The sequence below is a fragment of the Burkholderia sp. Bp9142 genome (assembly GCF_003853415.1).
Lineage (GTDB): Bacteria > Pseudomonadota > Gammaproteobacteria > Burkholderiales > Burkholderiaceae > Burkholderia.
This window is the reverse complement of the sequence record NZ_QTPP01000004.1, coordinates 205,524-219,913: the sequence shown is the minus strand read 5'-3', so window position 1 is coordinate 219,913 and position 14,390 is coordinate 205,524. Positions and strand designations below refer to the sequence as shown.

The following is a 14,390-nucleotide window of genomic DNA, read 5'->3' as shown; positions in this document are numbered from 1 at the left end:
CGTCATGCACGCCGATCATTGACGACATCACGGAGCGAATGCATGCAACGACGCGCGTCGGCCGCGCCGCACGCCGATTGCGATCGCGTGCTGGCGATGCGTCAGTACGACGAGCGGTACGGCGCGCCCTGGTCGAAGCGGCTTTGCCAGTGCGCGAGGTAGCGCGACGCGAGCTGCGGATTGTTCCAGACCACGACGACGTTTTCGGAGTTGCGGCTGGCTGCCGATGCGCTGTAGTTGAACGAGCCGGTCTCGACATGTTCGGCATCGATCACGAGGTACTTGTCGTGGTGGATCGCGTAGGCGTCGATCGTGCGCGTCGGAATGCCGGCGTTGACGAGCAGGTTCAGCGCCTGCTTGCTGCTCTTCGCGCGATTGCCCTTGTCGTCCACGACGACCGCGACATTCACGCCGCGCCGCTTCGCGGCGAGCAGCGCGCGCGTGACGGGCGGCGACGTGAACGAATAGGCGGCCACGCGAATCGAGGTGCGCGCGGCGCCGATCGCCTTCAGCACGAGCGCCTCGGCACCGCCATCGGGCGAAAATGCCGATTCGACGGCTTGCGTCGCGGGTGCTTCATGGGTCGGGGCGGGCAGCAACTGCGCGATGAAGTCGATCGCCTGCTGCAGCAGCGATTCGTTGTGCGTCTTGCCGAAGGCGGCAAAGGGTGTGGCGAGCAGGGAAGCGGCGAGGCAGGCGGTGGCGAGGCGTTTGCGCGACAACATCGTGGACAGCGAATGATTTTGAGACAGCGGGCCGTGAGTGTAACGCAGACATGGCGGCGCGGTCACGTTCGGATGCGAACGGGAGCGATGACATGGTGGCCTGCAGTGGTCGACGTGGCGAAGCTCATCATGCCGCGTGGTATCTGCATCGGCCGGATGGTCGCGCCGGTTGGCGGATGTCGATGATGAACGGGCGCGTGCGCAAGTGGAACGACACGGCCCCGCATGACGAAATGCGCGCACGCGCTCGTGCAGATTCAATACGCTGTGCGATTGATGAGGTTGGAACAGCAGACCGGGCGCGGCAACACGAATGCTCGGCAGGTGCAAACGCATGCAACACGCGGATGCATGATGGCCGCGCTGCGATGCGATGCGCGCGCGGCAGGCTGCGCTGCAGCGCTGCATCAAGGGTCAGGCATCGAGCGGTCCCGTTGCCTCGCATGCGCGCCATCGAACCTGTCCGCGTTTTTGTGGGCGAGGCGGTTGAACGGCACGTTATCCGCGCGCCTGCATAAATCGCTCTCCGAACAGGATAGCAAACTGGTTCATCGCTGATTTCCAATCGAAGGCGGACCGCACGGTCTTGGCCAGCACGTTGCGCAGCGCCAGCCAGAGCAGCTTGATCGCCGCCTCGTCATTCGGGAAGTGGCCCCGGGTCTTGATGATCTTGCGCAACTGCATGTTCAGACTTTCTATGGCGTTTGTCGTATATACAAGTCGTCGAATCTCCGGCGGGAACACGTAGAACGGTACGACGTGCTCCCATGCTCGCTGCCACGATTGCACGATGGTCGGGTATTTCTCCCCCCAAGGGCCGTCAGCGAAGTCCTGTAACGCCTGCCTTGCGGCGTCTTCGCTGGCGGCCGCGTAGATCGGGCGCAGTGCTGCGGCGAGTACCTTCCGGTCCTTGTAGCTGGCGTACTCCAGACTGTTGCGGATCAGATGCACGATGCAGGTCTGAACGGTGGTCCGTGGATAGGCTGCGCTGATGGCCTCGGTCAGCCCCTTCAAGCCGTCGACCACGGCGATCAGGATGTCCTGGCAGCCGCGCGTCTTGAGTTCGTTGAACACCTTGAGCCAGAACTTGGCGCCCTCGGTCTGCTCGATCCAGAGGCCCAGCACGTCGCGCTGGCCATCGGCCTGAATGCCCAAGGCCAGATAGACGGCCTTGTTACTGACCACGCCGTCGTCGCGGATCTTGACCCGCAGCGCATCGAAGAACACGACCGGATACATCGTCTCAAGCGGGCGACTCTGCCAGCTCAACGCTTCGGCCATCACCTCGTCAGTGACCGAGCTGATGAAGTCGGGCGAAACCTCGGTGCCATAGTGCTCGGCCAGAAATCCCTGAATCTCGCGCACGCTCATGCCGCGGGCGTACATCGCGATGATGCGTTCGTCGAAGCCGGTGAAACGGCGCTCGTGCTTGGGGATCAGGATCGGCTGGAAACTGCCGTCCCGGTCACGGGGCACGTCGACCCGGACCGGACCACGATCGGTGATGACCGTCTTGCCGCTGGCGCCGTTGCGTTCGTTGGCCTGACCAGAAGGCTTGGGCTGGCCGGGAGGGTAGCCCAGATGCAGATTCATCTCGGCGCCCATCGCGCGCTCGATGACCGCCTTGTTGAACGCCAACATCAGGTCCTGCACCTCGGCCGGCGTCATCGGCCCCTTGACCAACTGGTCCAGCAGTTCCTTGGGCAGCTCAGGCAGCGGCCCTCGGGCCGCTGCCTGACGCGCTACAGTTTGTCTTTTCTTCTTCATCGGCATATCCATGGCCTTTACACCTCATGATATGCCTCGCCCACGAAATCACGGATAGGTCCGCGCCATCCGGGCCCGGGTTCCGGCTGCACGTCGTGCGCATCGAGTGGCTCGCCGCACGCCGAGCACACTGCAACTGCGTGCATCAGCTGACCACAGGTGCGATGGCGCAATTGCACCGGCGGCCCCTGGCCGTCGTCCTTCCAGCGGTCGCCCCATGTCATCAGCGCGAGCAGGGCCGGATAGAGGTCGAGGCCTTTTTCCGTCAACCGGTATTCGAAGCGCGGCGGGCGCTCCTGATACGCGCGCTTGACCAGCACGCCTTCGTCGACCAGGCGCGCGAGCCGCTCGGCCAGTACATGGCGCGTGAGGCCCAGTTGCGCCTGGAACGCATCGAAGCGGCGGCAGCCGAGAAACGCGTTGCGCAGGATCAGCATGGTCCAGCGATCGCCGAGCACGGCGAGCGTGCGCGCGACCGAACAGTTCAGCGTACCGATGTCATCCCATTTCATCGTCGAGTCTCTAGCGTCGGTTCAGCGAAATAGCGGGTTCGATTATAGAACCCGCCTTCGGTTGCAACAGGCGCGGCCGCGTTGACAATGGCCGGCACCGTTGCCGATAATGAGTTCCAATTTAGAACTTAATAGCGCGGCGACGCGCCTTCAACCCGGAGACAACCCGATGAATCCGCTTTCCCTGTCCGGTCTCGATCTGCTGCGTGCCGCGGCGGCCGGCGACGCGCCGCTCGCGTCGATTTCCGAGACGATCCCGATGCGTCCGCTGGGCGTCGAGCTCGGCTATGTGAAGTTTTCGGCGCGTGCGGACGGCCGCCACCTGAATCCGCTCGGCGGTGTGCACGGCGGGTTCGCCGCGACGGTGCTCGACTCCGTCACGGGCTGCGCGGTGCATTCGATGCTCGACGCGGGCGTTGGCTACGGCACGGTCGACCTGCATGTGAAGATGCTGCGCCCCGTGCCGCGCGACGTCGACCTGATCGCGGAAGGGCGCGTGATTCACCTGTCGCGTTCGCTCGGCGTCGCGGAAGGCACGCTGAAGACGCCGGACGACAAGATCGTCGCGCACGCATCGGCGACCTGCTTCATTCAGCGGCCGCAGTAACGGAGCGGGGGGTGACGTGCGCGCCGGCCCGGCCGTCCGACGTGATCCGAACGGCGCGCACGCCGAGGCGGTCGTAGCGGCGGTAACCTGCATGAGCGAGGCGCGCACCTTGGGCTGCGCGAAGCCGTGCGCATCGGCCATCTGAAGCATTCGCTTCAATGTGATAGCGTTCCTGCTTTCCACTGACGCGACAGGAACAGCATGGAATACCGCACACTCGGCGATTCGGGCATCGAGGTCAGCCTGGTCGGCCTCGGCACGATGACGTGGGGCGAGCAGAATTCGGAGCGCGACGCCCACGAGCAGATCGATTACGCGCTCGGGCAGGGCGTCACGCTGATCGATGCCGCGGAGATGTATCCGGTGCCGCCGAAGCCCGAAACCCAGGGCCGCACGGAGCAGTACATCGGCACCTGGCTCGCGCGGCATCGCGCGCAACGCGACCGGATCGTGCTCGCGACGAAGATCGCAGGCCCGGCGCGGCAGCCGCACAATCCGCGCCACATCCGCGGCGAAGGCAACCAGTTCGACCGCAAGAACCTGACCGAGGCGCTCGACGGCAGCCTCGAGCGCCTGCAGACCGACTATGTCGACCTGTACCAGCTGCACTGGCCCGATCGCAGCACGACGACGTTCGGCCGCCCTGCGTATCCGTGGGTCGACGATGCTTATACGGTGCCGATCGAGGAAACGCTGGGCGTGCTCGCGGAATTCGTGAAGGCCGGCAAGGTCCGAGCGATCGGCGTGTCGAACGAAACGCCGTGGGGCGTCGCGCAGTTCCTGCGCGCAGCCGAGAAGCTCGGGCTGCCGCGCATCGCGAGCATCCAGAACCCGTACAGCCTGCTGAACCGCACGTTCGAGAGCGGCCTGTCCGAATTCACGCACCGCGACGGCATCGGCCTGCTCGCATATTCGCCGCTCGCCTTCGGATGGCTGTCCGGCAAGTACGAGAACGGCGCGCGTCCGGCCGGCGCGCGCATCACGCTGTTCGAGCGCTTCCAGCGCTACAGCAAGCCTCAGGCCGTCGAAGCGACGTCGCGCTATGTCGCGCTCGCGAAGCGCCACGGGCTGTCGCCCGCGCAGCTTGCGCTCGCGTTCGTCAACAGCCGGCCGTTCGTGCGCAGCAACCTGGTCGGCGCGACGTCGCTCGCGCAACTGAAGGAGAACATCGGCAGCATCGACGTGAAGCTGTCCGACGAGATCCTTGCCGAGATCGACGCGCTGCACGAACTGCAGCCGAACCCTGCGCCGTAAACTGCGAGCGGCCCGCGCGGCAGGCATGCCGCGACGGGCCGCGCTCGACGCGCATCGCGGCGCAGTCGTTTCCTGCGTGACCGCGGTTACCGCATCCCGAGCCGCGTGCGCGCGACCAACAGCGCAGCGAGACTCAACACCGCGCAGCCCATCAGGTACAGCGCCGGCGACAGCCGGTTGCCGGTGGCGCTGATCAGCCACGTGATCACGAACGGCGCGAAGCCGCCGAACAGCGTGACGCCCGTGTTGTAGCTGACCGCGAGACCGGTCGCGCGGGTCTGCGCCGGGAACAGCTCGGCCATCAGCGCCGGCAGTGCGCCGCAGTACGTCGCCTTCAGCACACCGATCCAGATCAGCGCGGCGAGCATCGTCGCGAACGAAGCGTGATGCGTGAGCCACACGAACGTCGGCCAGACGGTGGCGAGCATCAGCACGGCGGCGGCTGCCATCACGCGGATCCGCCCGGTGCGATCGGACAGGTGGCCGACGAGCGGCGTGACCAGCGTCAGCACGAAGCCGGTCGCGAGCGTCGCGGCGAAGCCCGTCGATGCCGGCAGCCCGAGCTGCTTGATCGCATAGGTCGGCATGTACAGCACCATGTAGTTGATCGCGGTCGAGATCACGAGCACGCCGATCGACAGCAGCACGCGCATCTTCTGGTCCGCGAACAGCTCGCGCACGGGCGCTTCGGAGCGCGCCTGCGTCTTGAACTCGATCCCTTCGTCGACGTAGCGGCGGATGTAGAGCCCGACCGGGCCGATCGCGAGGCCGAACAGGAACGGCACGCGCCAGCCCCAGCTTTCGAGTTGCGCGGCGCTCAGCGTCGAGGTCAGCAGCGCGCCGAAACCCGATGCGAGCAGCGTCGCGAGCCCCTGGCTCGCGAACTGCCAGCTCGACATGAAGCCGCGCCGCTGCGGCGCATGTTCGACCAGGAACGCGGTCGAGCTTGCGAATTCGCCGCCGGCGGAAAAGCCCTGCATCAGCCGCGACAGCATGATTCCGAGCGGCGCGAGGATGCCGATCGACGCATAGGTCGGCATCAGCGCGATCAGGAGCGTGCCGGCCATCATCATCCCGATCGACAGCAGCAGCGATGCCTTGCGCCCCGCGCGGTCGGCATAGGCGCCGAGCACGAAGCCGCCGATCGGCCGGATCAGGTAGGACAGCCCGAACGTGCCGAGCGTGAGCAGCAGCGACGTCGCCTCGCTGGTCGCGGGGAAGAACAGCTTGGCGATCGTTACCGCGAAAAAGCCGTAGACGATCAGGTCGAACCATTCGAGCGCATTGCCGATCGACGCGGCGAAGATGATGCGCCGGATCTTTGCTGCGCTGGGGCGCGCGGCGTCCTGCGTGGTCAGGGTGGTCGTATTCATCGTGTGAGCAGGTCCCGAGAAAGGAGCGAAGCGCGTTACAGGGCGGCGCCGGCCGCGGCGGGTGCCGCGCGGCGAACGGGCGGCGCGGCGTCGCCGAGATCCCAGAAGAGGCCGGCCATCATCTGCAGTCCCTCGCGCACGACACTCGCGAGCAGGTGCTCGTCCGGCGCGTGCTGCGAGCACGCCGGATACGAGTGCGGCACCCACAGGGTCGGCAGCCGCAGCGTATCGGCGAACACTTCGTTCGGCAGCGTGCCGCCGAGGTTCGGCAGGATCGCGGGCTTCTTGCCGGTCGTGCGCGCGAGCGACGCGACGGCCCAGCGGACCCACGGATCGTCCGGCGGCAGGCGCGTCGCTGGTGCGCCGCGCTCGACGTCGATCTCGATGGCGGCGAAGCCGTGCGCATCGAGATGCGCGCGCAGATGCGCGTGCAGCGCTTCCCAGTCGGTGCCGACCACGAAACGCAGCTGGCAGTGTGCATACGCGACGGGCGGAATCGCATTGACCGGATGGTCGGGATTGCCGGCCTTGAACGCGAGGATCTCGAACGTGTTCCAGCCGAACACGCGCTCGGCGGCGGAGAGGCCGGGCTCGCCCCAGTCGGCGTCGAGCGCCGGATCGCCGGGGCCGCCGCCGACGGACAGGTCGGCGAGTGCGGCGCGCACGGCCGCCGGGATCGGCGGCGGGCGCAGCCCCGCGACGCGGATCGCGCCGCGCGCGTCGACGAGGCTCGCGAGCGCGTTCGCGAGCACGGTCGCCGGGTTGCGCAGCAGCCCGCCCCAGTTGCCGGAGTGATGGCCGCCGTCGCGTGCGCGCAGGCTCAGCTTGAAGTTGACGGCGCCGCGCGAGCCGAGGAACACGGTCGGGCGCTCTGCGGTGACGCGCGGTCCGTCGGACGCGATCAGCACGTCGGCCGCGAGTGCATCGCGCTCCTGTCGGCACAGCGCGTCGAGGCCCGGCGACCCCGTTTCCTCGCCCATCTCGATCAGCAGTTTCGCGTTGAAGCCGAGCCGGCCGCCGCGCGCGTCGAGCACGCTCGCCAGCGCGGCCAGGTTGATCGTGTGCTGGCCCTTGTTGTCGGCGCTGCCGCGCCCGTACCAGCGATCGCCGTCGACGGTCAGCGTCCACGGCGACAGCGGCGCGCGCCATTGTGCGTCGTAGCCGCGCACGACGTCGCCGTGGCCGTAGATCAGGACGGTCGGCAGCGCGTCGTCCTCGTGGCGCGACGCCAGCAGGAACGGGCTGCCGCCGTCGACGGGGTTCTCGACGATCCGCGACGTGAAACCGAGGCGCGCGGCCTCCGGTGCGATCTCGTCGGTCAGGTAGGCGCGCAGCGCGGCACCCGCGCCGCTGTCCTGGCTTTCGGTGCGCAGGCCGACGCGGCGGCTCAGGGTCGTGAAGAACGCGCCCGATTCGAACTGGTTCAGCGCGTGCTGGATGGCGGCGGTACGGCTCAAGACTGTCTCCTTCGTCGGTTTTCCGGCGGGCGCGGCGCGCGCAGCCGGGAGTGCGATCGATTCTAGAAAGCCGTTTTTTTTGTCACAATGATCGAATTTCGAACATTTCGTTGCCGAAAAGGCAAAGTAGAGCGGCCCGGACGTCGGGCTCGGAGACAGAACGATGGCGGCTTTCCTGCATGGTCTTGCACTGCGGTACTTCGTCGAAGTGGCGCGCACCGGGTCGATCAGCGACGCATCGGCGCGGCTGCACGTGGCCGTCTCGGCGATCAGCCGGCAGATCGCGAAGCTCGAGAGCGAGCTCGGCGCGCCGCTGTTCGAGCGCCGGCCGCGCGGGATGGCGCTGTCCGAGGCCGGCGAACGGCTGCTGGGCTTCGCGCAACGCAGCCTGCTGGAGGCCGAGCACGTGATGAAGGAAATCGGCGGGCTGGAGGCGCTGCACGGCAGCCTGCTGAAGATCGCCTGCTCGGAAGGGTTCGCGATCGATTTCCTGCCGGGCGCGCTTGCGGGCTTCAAGGCGCGCCACCCGGGCGTCGAGTTCTCGGTGTGGGTCGTGTCGCCGGCGGAGGCGACGCGGCGTGTGCGCGACGGCGATGCCGACATCGGGCTGACGTTCAGCCTGGCGCCGGAGCAGGGCGTGCGTGTCGAACACACGGAGCGTGCGCCGGTCTTCGTGCTCGTGCGGCGCGACCATCCGCTCGCGGCGCGTGACGCGGTGTCGCTCGCCGATGTCGCGCGGCATCCGCATGTATTGCCCGAGGCCGGCACGACGGTGCGCCAGCTGATCGACATCGCGTGCGTGCTCGACGGGATCATGCTCGAGCCGGAACTGACCAGCAACAACACCGCGGTGATGTACCGCTACGCGCAGCGCACCGGTGCGGTGATGTTCACGGGGCTGCTGTCGGTGCGCGACCGCTTCGACGCGGACGGCTTCGTCGTCGTGCCCGTCACGAACCCGCAGCTGCGCGAGCGCAGCATCCAGGTGCAGACCATGGCGGGGCGCGACCTGCCCGCGTCGGTACGCGCGTTCCGCGACCATCTGATCGACGCGATGAGCGCCGCGTCGCCCCCGCCGGTGGCCGCGCGCGGCCCGAGACGCCCGGGCGTGAGATAATCGCGAATCCGCCTTCCGTGTCCGTGCGGCTCACCGAGCCGCATCGCCCCTGTTCGACGCCAAATTGAAAAACCTGATTGTCACCCTCGATCGCGCCGGCGAGTTCGACGAGATCATCGACGTGCGTACGCCGCTCGAGTTCGCCGAGGACCATATTCCCGGCGCGCTGAACGCGCCCGTGCTCAGCAACGAGGAGCGCGTCATCGTCGGCACGATGTACCGCCAGGTGTCGCCGTACGAAGCGACGCGCGTCGGCGCGGCGATGGTCGCACGCAACATCGCGCGCCATCTCGACACCACGTTTGCCGACCGCCCGCGCAACTGGCGGCCGTTGATCTACTGCTGGCGCGGCGGCAAGCGCTCGGGTTCGATGACGAACTGGTTCAACCTGATCGGCTGGCAGGCGCGCCAGCTCGACGGCGGCTACAAGGCGTACCGCCAGTCGGTGTGCGCGACGCTCGGCACGCTGCCGACGCGGTTCCGCTACATCGCGCTCGTCGGTCATACGGGCTGCGGCAAGACGCGGCTGCTGAACGCGCTGCGCGACGAAGGGGCGCAGACGCTCGATCTCGAGGCGCTCGCGTGTCATCGCGGCTCGCTGCTCGGTGCGTTGCCGGGCAAACCGCAACCGTCGCAGAAGGGGTTCGATTCGGGGCTTGTCGAGACACTCGGGCGTTTCGACCCCGAATGGCCGGTGTTCGTCGAATCGGAAAGCCGCAGGATCGGGCTCGTGCACCTGCCGATCGCGTTGATCGACGCCTTTCACGCCGGGCCGTGGGTGCAGGTCGACGCGGCGCACGACGAGCGCATCGCGTTTCTCCTCGACGACTACGCCCACCTGTTCAACGAGCCGGCCGCGTTCAAGGCGCAGCTCCATCGGCTGATCGGCCTGCACAGCCGTGACCAAGTGGAGCACTGGAATGCGCTGATCGATGCCGACGCGCGGGCCGACCTGTTCACCGAACTGATCGACAAGCATTACGATCCCGCCTATGCGCGCACCTATCGCTCGACGTACAACAAGCCGAACCGCGCACTGACGTTCACGTTCCGGCCGAATGCGGCAGACGGGCGCCAGCAGGCGCGCGCGCTGCTCGACGCGCTCGCGCAGGCCGGGCTGCCGGCATCGCCCGCCGCCGGCGCGGCGGCGCGAGTCGACACCGACAACAACCCTACGACCACCACACGATGACGACCACACGCACCCAACCCAGTCCGGCACTCGGCTGGATGACCTTCCTGCTGATCGCGGTCGCGGGACTGTTCTACGTGAAATGGTTCCCGTACTACAACAAGGCGTTCGTCGCCGCCGAGCATCATTCGATCGGCCAGTCGATCCTGATGGGCTCGTCGGCGAGTGCCCCCGAGCCGTCGCTGAAGGCGGCGCTCGACTATGCGTGGGCGTACGGCAAGGCGATCTGGCAGGCCATGGTGCTCGGCCTGCTGCTCGGTTCTGCCGTGCAGGCGCTGCTGCCGGCGCACTGGGTTGCGCGCGTGCTCGGCCGCACCGGCTTCGGCAGTGTCGCCGCGGGCGGCCTGCTGTCGCTGCCCGGCATGATGTGCACGTGCTGCGCGGCGCCGGTCGTCGCGGGCCTGCGTGCGCGGCACGCGTCGCCCGGCGGCGCGGTCGCGTTCTGGCTCGGCAACACGGTGCTGAATCCGGCCGCGCTTGTGTTCATGGGCTTCGTGCTCGGCTGGCACTGGAGCGCGCTGCGGCTCGTGCTCGGCATCGCGATGGTGTTCGGGATCGGCTATCTGCTGAACGGTATCGCCCGTCCCGAGGACCGCAGCATCGACGACGCGCGGCTTGCCGCGCTGGTGGCCGAACAGGCCGCGGCCGGCAATCCGTTCATCCGCTGGATGAAGCTGCTCGCGCGCATGGCCGTGCGGCTCGTGCCCGAATACATCGTGCTCGTGCTGCTGCTCGGCGCGGCGCGCGCGTGGCTGTTCCCGCACATCGGCCCGGACATCGGCAACCATCTCGGCTGGATCGTCGCGTTCGCGGTCGCGGGCACGTTGTTCGTGATCCCGACGGCCGGCGAAGTGCCGATCATCCAGGCGATGCTGTCGCTCGGCATGGGCGTCGGCCCGGCCGCCGCGCTGCTGATGACGCTGCCGCCGATCAGCGTGCCGTCGCTCGCGATGCTCGCGCGTTCATTCAAGCCGACCATGCTGGCGATCGTCACGGGCCTTGTCGTCGCGTTCGGGATCGTGAGCGGGCTGCTCGCGATCGCGTTCGGGTTCTGACGGGCACGCGGACGGGACGGCAAGCGGGCGCGACAGCCGGACGACTCCGGCTCGCGTGCCCGATCGGCCAGCGGGGCACGACATGCCTGGCAGCTGCAACCCGCGTGATGGCTGCCGCGCCGCGCGCAGACCGATCCCGCCGCGCGATCGTCGTATTCATCCGGCACCGCCGCTTCGCACGTGCGGTGCCCTTTACAAGAAGCAAACAGGAAAACGCATGACCCAACCGAAGATTCATCCTCGACTCGAAAAGGCGCTGACGCGCGGCGATCTCGCGATCCGCCAGGCCAATTCCGCGCGGGCGACTGCCGTGCTGAACGCGCTCGGCACGATGATCATCGAAGCCTCCGCCACGATCGGCGTCGAGGCCAGCATCGAGATTCCGCAGGGCGACCGCATTTACGATCCGGTAAACGGCCTGTGGCCGCAGAAGATGCTGGTGTCGTTCGACGGCCCGGTCGACGAAGCCGACACGGAAGAACTGCGCGCGGTCTATCTGGTCGCCGACGATCCGGGTACGCAGTTCCGCGTCGAATGGCATCGCGCGGACGGCAAGCTCGGCCGCCAGGAAGGCGGCCCGCTGGCGACCGTCGCGTTCCTGACCGACGTCGAGATTCCGTGGAGCGACGACGACGAGTAACGGCGTCTCGATTTCGTGGTATCAAGCCGGCGCCGTCCGCGCCGGCCGTCAGCGCATCATCCGCCGCCGGAACAGCCACGCGGAGACCACGAATCCACCGACCGCATAGCCGGCGAGCACCGCGAGATGCAGGCCGACGTCCGTCGCCGGCCGGCCGAGCATCGCGGGCCGGATCAGTTCGACCGCGTTCGCGAGCGGCAGCACGTGCGCCGCGTGCTGCGCGATCGGCGGCAACTGCGTGATCGGGAAGAACACGCCCGACAGCAGCAGCATCGGCGTCAGCACGAGCGTCTGATAAAACATGAAGAAGTCGTAGGACGGCGCGAGTGCGGTGACGATCATCGCGGTGCTCGCGAACGCGAGGCCGGCGAGCGCGACCACGGGCAGCGCCGCGAGCATCGACGGAAACTGCGCATAGCCGAGCAGGCCCGCGACGAGCATGATCGCGACGCCCGACAACAGCGCCTTGCTTGCGCCCCAGACAATCTCCCCGAGCACGATGTCGCCCAGCGCGAGCGGCGTGTGCATGATCGCCTCCCAGGTGCGCTGCACGTGCATCCGCGAGAAGCCCGAATACATCGACTCGAAGCTCGCGGACATCATCACGCTCGAACCGACCGTGCCGGCCGCGAGGAACGCGATATACGACACGCCGTCGACGTGGCCGAGCATCAGGCCGAGCCCGAACCCCAGGCCGAACAGGTAAATCATCGGATCGGCGAGATTGCCGAACAGCGATGCGAGCGCGAGCTTGCGCCACACGAGATAGTTGCGCCGCCACACGGCGATCCAGTTGGTCGCATTCGCGGGCAGCGCGATCGCGAAGCGGGACTCGCGTGGCGGTGCGGACGGCGCGGCGGCGGAATAGTTGCGTACGTCCATGATCGGTCAGTCCTGCATTTCGCGGCCCGTGAGCCGCAGGAACACGTCTTCCAGATTGGCCGGACGATGCAGATAGCGCAATCCCGTGCGACCCTTGAGTCGCGCACTGAGCGGCTCGGGATCGGTCACGTAGCAGAACAGCGTCTCGCCGCTGATCTCGGTGTGCTTCGCGAACGGCGCCAGCTCGTCGCGCAGCGCGACCGGGTCGGGCCCGTAGATCTCGATCACGTCGCAGCCGATCTCCGATTCGATCAGCGCGTGCGGCGCGCCTTCGGCGATCTTGCGGCCTTCCTCGATCACGCACAGCCGGTCGCACAGGCGCTCGGCCTCCTCCATGAAATGCGTGGTGATCAGGATCGTCTTGCCGCGCGCGAGCAGCGAGCGCAACCGCTCCCACATCAGGTGGCGCGCCTGCGGATCGAGGCCCGTCGTCGGCTCGTCGAGCACCAGGACGTCCGGATCGTTGACGAGCGCGCGGGCGAGCGTCAGACGCCGTTTCATCCCGCCGGACAACTCGCCGACCTTCGCATCGGCCTTGTTTTCCAGCTTCGCGAATTCGAGCAGCGGCTGCACGAGCGCGCGTGAAGCCTGCGCCGATATCCCGAAATAGCGGCTGAACACGAGCAGGTTTTCGCGGACCGTGAAGTCGGGATCGAGGTTGTCGAACTGCGGGACGACACCGACGCGCTGGCGCGCATGCCGCGCGCGCGACGGAACCGGTTCGCCGCACAGTGAAATGGCCCCGGCATCGGGATACGCGAGGCCGAGCAGCATCTTCAGCGTCGTGGTCTTGCCGGCGCCGTTCGGCCCGAGCAGGCCGTAGCATTCGCCGGCCTGCACGTGGAAGGACAGGTCGTTGACGACGAGCTTGTCGCCATAGCGCTTTTCGACGTTCCGGAAATCGATCGGTGCAACGGACATGGGCAGGTTGTCGTTGTAAGCGGGCGCGGACGCGTTTCGCGGCGGGCCGGATGGGCATGCCGGCCGGCGAACGGATCGGGCGAATGCGTGTCACATGGGCATGACCGGGGCGAATGCGCGTCGACGGCACGAACGGGCCATTCTAGTGCATTGGCTGCGTCTCTTCAGGGCATGCCCGCGCGGCAGGGTGCATGCGCGCACGGATCGTGCACTGCATCATCGCCGACGCGCCCCGCGTGGCGAATCAGCGTTTTCCATCCCTTGCGTCCGGAATTGCGGCGCACCATGATGAGTGCATAGGGCACGTAGTCGCGATAGGGAGGTTTCATGGCTAGCTACAACAAGATTCTGCTGTGCTACGACGGCACACTCGAAGGACGCAAGGCATTGCGGTGCGGTGCCAATCTCGCGCTGGACCTGAAGGCGGAAACGCATTTGCTGTCGGTCGTCGACATGCGCTCGAGCATCGCGCAAAGCGCGGGGCTGCTGACCGACGTCGCGTGCGGCCGCTTCGAGGAAACCGCGCGCGAGATCCTGCAGGAAGGCGTGAACTGGCTGCGCGAGCGTGGCGTTCAGGCGGAAGGCCATTTCGCGTTCGGCTATCCGATCGACGAAATCGCGAATCTCGCGACGGAGTTGAAGGCCGACCTCGTCGTCGTCGGCCATCGGTGCCGCAGCGGGTTGTCGAGATGGTGGATGGGGTCGGGCAACACGCAACTGCTTGATCGCGTGAGTTGCAGCATTCTGGTCGCGTGTTCGTCGGCGGAAGAGCAAAAGGCCGAGATCGCGCGCGAACGCGAAGCGGCCACCTCGAACGGCAAGTGACGCTGCGATTGCGTGGCCGGCCGGGTTGTGCCGCGATTCAGGCCGATCGCGCGTTGTGTCGCA

15 protein-coding genes are annotated in these 14,390 nt (G+C 67.3%); 7 read left to right on the top strand and 8 right to left on the bottom strand.

Translation table 11 applies throughout. The features are described from left to right. Window positions 1–101: 101 nt before the first annotated feature. The 3 genes from DIE22_RS06740 to DIE22_RS06730 all read right to left on the bottom strand — a co-directional run bounded on the left by DIE22_RS06740 (window position 102) and on the right by DIE22_RS06730 (window position 3,004). Window positions 102–725 carry a phospholipase D family protein gene (locus DIE22_RS06740; RefSeq protein WP_409364625.1) on the bottom strand — a complete coding sequence of 208 codons (624 nt, stop codon included), beginning with the start codon at window positions 723–725 and terminating at the stop codon, window positions 102–104. Window positions 726–1,223: 498 nt separating this feature from the next. Beyond that, window positions 1,224–2,498, bottom strand: a complete 1,275-nt coding sequence (locus tag DIE22_RS06735; RefSeq protein ID WP_409364680.1) for an IS256 family transposase — start codon at window positions 2,496–2,498, stop codon at window positions 1,224–1,226. A gap of 11 nt (window positions 2,499–2,509) precedes the next feature. Next, window positions 2,510–3,004 carry a winged helix-turn-helix transcriptional regulator gene (locus DIE22_RS06730; RefSeq protein ID WP_124604769.1) on the bottom strand — a complete coding sequence of 165 codons (495 nt, stop codon included), beginning with the start codon at window positions 3,002–3,004 and terminating at the stop codon, window positions 2,510–2,512. 169 nt (window positions 3,005–3,173) lie between these two features. Between DIE22_RS06730 and DIE22_RS06725 the strand changes: the two genes are divergently transcribed. Together DIE22_RS06725 and DIE22_RS06720 are read left to right on the top strand one after the other, a co-directional pair. Next, window positions 3,174–3,611 (top strand): PaaI family thioesterase, encoded by a 438-nt coding sequence (locus tag DIE22_RS06725; protein ID WP_124604768.1) that lies wholly within the window; start codon window positions 3,174–3,176, stop codon window positions 3,609–3,611. Window positions 3,612–3,812: 201 nt separating this feature from the next. Then, complete coding sequence (locus DIE22_RS06720) at window positions 3,813–4,865, top strand: NADP(H)-dependent aldo-keto reductase (RefSeq protein ID WP_124604767.1); 1,053 nt, start codon at window positions 3,813–3,815, stop codon at window positions 4,863–4,865. 86 nt (window positions 4,866–4,951) lie between these two features. On the opposite strand, the gene DIE22_RS06715 is transcribed toward DIE22_RS06720, so the two are convergent. Beyond that, a complete protein-coding gene (locus DIE22_RS06715) occupies window positions 4,952–6,238 on the bottom strand; it encodes an MFS transporter (protein WP_124497504.1) in 1,287 nt (428 codons plus the stop codon). A 35-nt stretch (window positions 6,239–6,273) separates the two neighbouring features. Further along, window positions 6,274–7,695: a M20 family metallopeptidase gene (locus DIE22_RS06710; RefSeq protein WP_124497505.1), complete on the bottom strand. Its 1,422-nt coding sequence runs from the start codon at window positions 7,693–7,695 to the stop codon at window positions 6,274–6,276. Between the two features lie 163 nt (window positions 7,696–7,858). On the opposite strand from DIE22_RS06710, the gene DIE22_RS06705 reads away from it, so the two are divergent. From DIE22_RS06705 to DIE22_RS06690, 4 genes are all read left to right on the top strand, one after another. Further along, window positions 7,859–8,812, top strand: coding sequence for a LysR family transcriptional regulator (locus tag DIE22_RS06705; protein ID WP_124497506.1), 954 nt, complete (start codon window positions 7,859–7,861; stop codon window positions 8,810–8,812). A 64-nt stretch (window positions 8,813–8,876) separates the two neighbouring features. After that, complete coding sequence (gene mnmH / locus DIE22_RS06700) at window positions 8,877–10,004, top strand: tRNA 2-selenouridine(34) synthase MnmH (RefSeq protein ID WP_124604766.1); 1,128 nt, start codon at window positions 8,877–8,879, stop codon at window positions 10,002–10,004. Beyond that, window positions 10,001–11,059, top strand: coding sequence for a permease (locus DIE22_RS06695; RefSeq protein WP_124604765.1), 1,059 nt, complete (start codon window positions 10,001–10,003; stop codon window positions 11,057–11,059). The genes mnmH and DIE22_RS06695 overlap by 4 nt, the downstream gene beginning before the upstream one ends. A 217-nt stretch (window positions 11,060–11,276) precedes the next feature. After that, window positions 11,277–11,699 (top strand): hypothetical protein, encoded by a 423-nt coding sequence (locus DIE22_RS06690; protein WP_185640564.1) that lies wholly within the window; start codon window positions 11,277–11,279, stop codon window positions 11,697–11,699. Between the two features lie 48 nt (window positions 11,700–11,747). Here DIE22_RS06690 and DIE22_RS06685 read toward each other — a convergent pair whose 3' ends face one another. The 3 genes from DIE22_RS06685 to DIE22_RS38105 form a co-directional block, all read right to left on the bottom strand. Then, window positions 11,748–12,581, bottom strand: coding sequence for an ABC transporter permease (locus DIE22_RS06685; protein WP_124497509.1), 834 nt, complete (start codon window positions 12,579–12,581; stop codon window positions 11,748–11,750). Window positions 12,582–12,587: 6 nt separating this feature from the next. Beyond that, on the bottom strand, window positions 12,588–13,502 hold the full coding sequence (nodI, locus tag DIE22_RS06680) for a nodulation factor ABC transporter ATP-binding protein NodI (protein ID WP_124497510.1): 915 nt from the start codon (window positions 13,500–13,502) through the stop codon (window positions 12,588–12,590). A gap of 164 nt (window positions 13,503–13,666) precedes the next feature. Continuing rightward, window positions 13,667–13,831 (bottom strand): hypothetical protein, encoded by a 165-nt coding sequence (locus DIE22_RS38105; RefSeq protein WP_185640570.1) that lies wholly within the window; start codon window positions 13,829–13,831, stop codon window positions 13,667–13,669. On the opposite strand from DIE22_RS38105, the gene DIE22_RS06675 reads away from it, so the two are divergent. Next, window positions 13,830–14,327, top strand: coding sequence for a universal stress protein (locus tag DIE22_RS06675; RefSeq protein ID WP_124497511.1), 498 nt, complete (start codon window positions 13,830–13,832; stop codon window positions 14,325–14,327). The genes DIE22_RS38105 and DIE22_RS06675 overlap by 2 nt on opposite strands. Window positions 14,328–14,390 lie beyond the last annotated feature (63 nt).

Excerpts from the sequence above, each read along its gene's own strand:
- DIE22_RS06705 (WP_124497506.1), top strand. The coding sequence starts at position 7,859 with ATGGCGGCTTTCCTGCATGGTCTTGCACTGCGGTACTTCGTCGAAGTG.
- DIE22_RS06720 (WP_124604767.1), top strand. The coding sequence starts at position 3,813 with ATGGAATACCGCACACTCGGCGATTCGGGCATCGAGGTCAGCCTGGTC.
- DIE22_RS06690 (WP_185640564.1), top strand. The coding sequence starts at position 11,277 with ATGACCCAACCGAAGATTCATCCTCGACTCGAAAAGGCGCTGACGCGC.
- DIE22_RS06740 (WP_409364625.1), bottom strand. The coding sequence starts at position 725 with ATGTTGTCGCGCAAACGCCTCGCCACCGCCTGCCTCGCCGCTTCCCTG.
- DIE22_RS06730 (WP_124604769.1), bottom strand. The coding sequence starts at position 3,004 with ATGAAATGGGATGACATCGGTACGCTGAACTGTTCGGTCGCGCGCACG.
- DIE22_RS38105 (WP_185640570.1), bottom strand. The coding sequence starts at position 13,831 with ATGAAACCTCCCTATCGCGACTACGTGCCCTATGCACTCATCATGGTG.
- DIE22_RS06715 (WP_124497504.1), bottom strand. The coding sequence starts at position 6,238 with ATGAATACGACCACCCTGACCACGCAGGACGCCGCGCGCCCCAGCGCA.
- DIE22_RS06675 (WP_124497511.1), top strand. The coding sequence starts at position 13,830 with ATGGCTAGCTACAACAAGATTCTGCTGTGCTACGACGGCACACTCGAA.
- DIE22_RS06725 (WP_124604768.1), top strand. The coding sequence starts at position 3,174 with ATGAATCCGCTTTCCCTGTCCGGTCTCGATCTGCTGCGTGCCGCGGCG.
- DIE22_RS06685 (WP_124497509.1), bottom strand. The coding sequence starts at position 12,581 with ATGGACGTACGCAACTATTCCGCCGCCGCGCCGTCCGCACCGCCACGC.
- nodI (WP_124497510.1), bottom strand. The coding sequence starts at position 13,502 with ATGTCCGTTGCACCGATCGATTTCCGGAACGTCGAAAAGCGCTATGGC.
- DIE22_RS06695 (WP_124604765.1), top strand. The coding sequence starts at position 10,001 with ATGACGACCACACGCACCCAACCCAGTCCGGCACTCGGCTGGATGACC.
- DIE22_RS06735 (WP_409364680.1), bottom strand. The coding sequence starts at position 2,498 with ATGCCGATGAAGAAGAAAAGACAAACTGTAGCGCGTCAGGCAGCGGCC.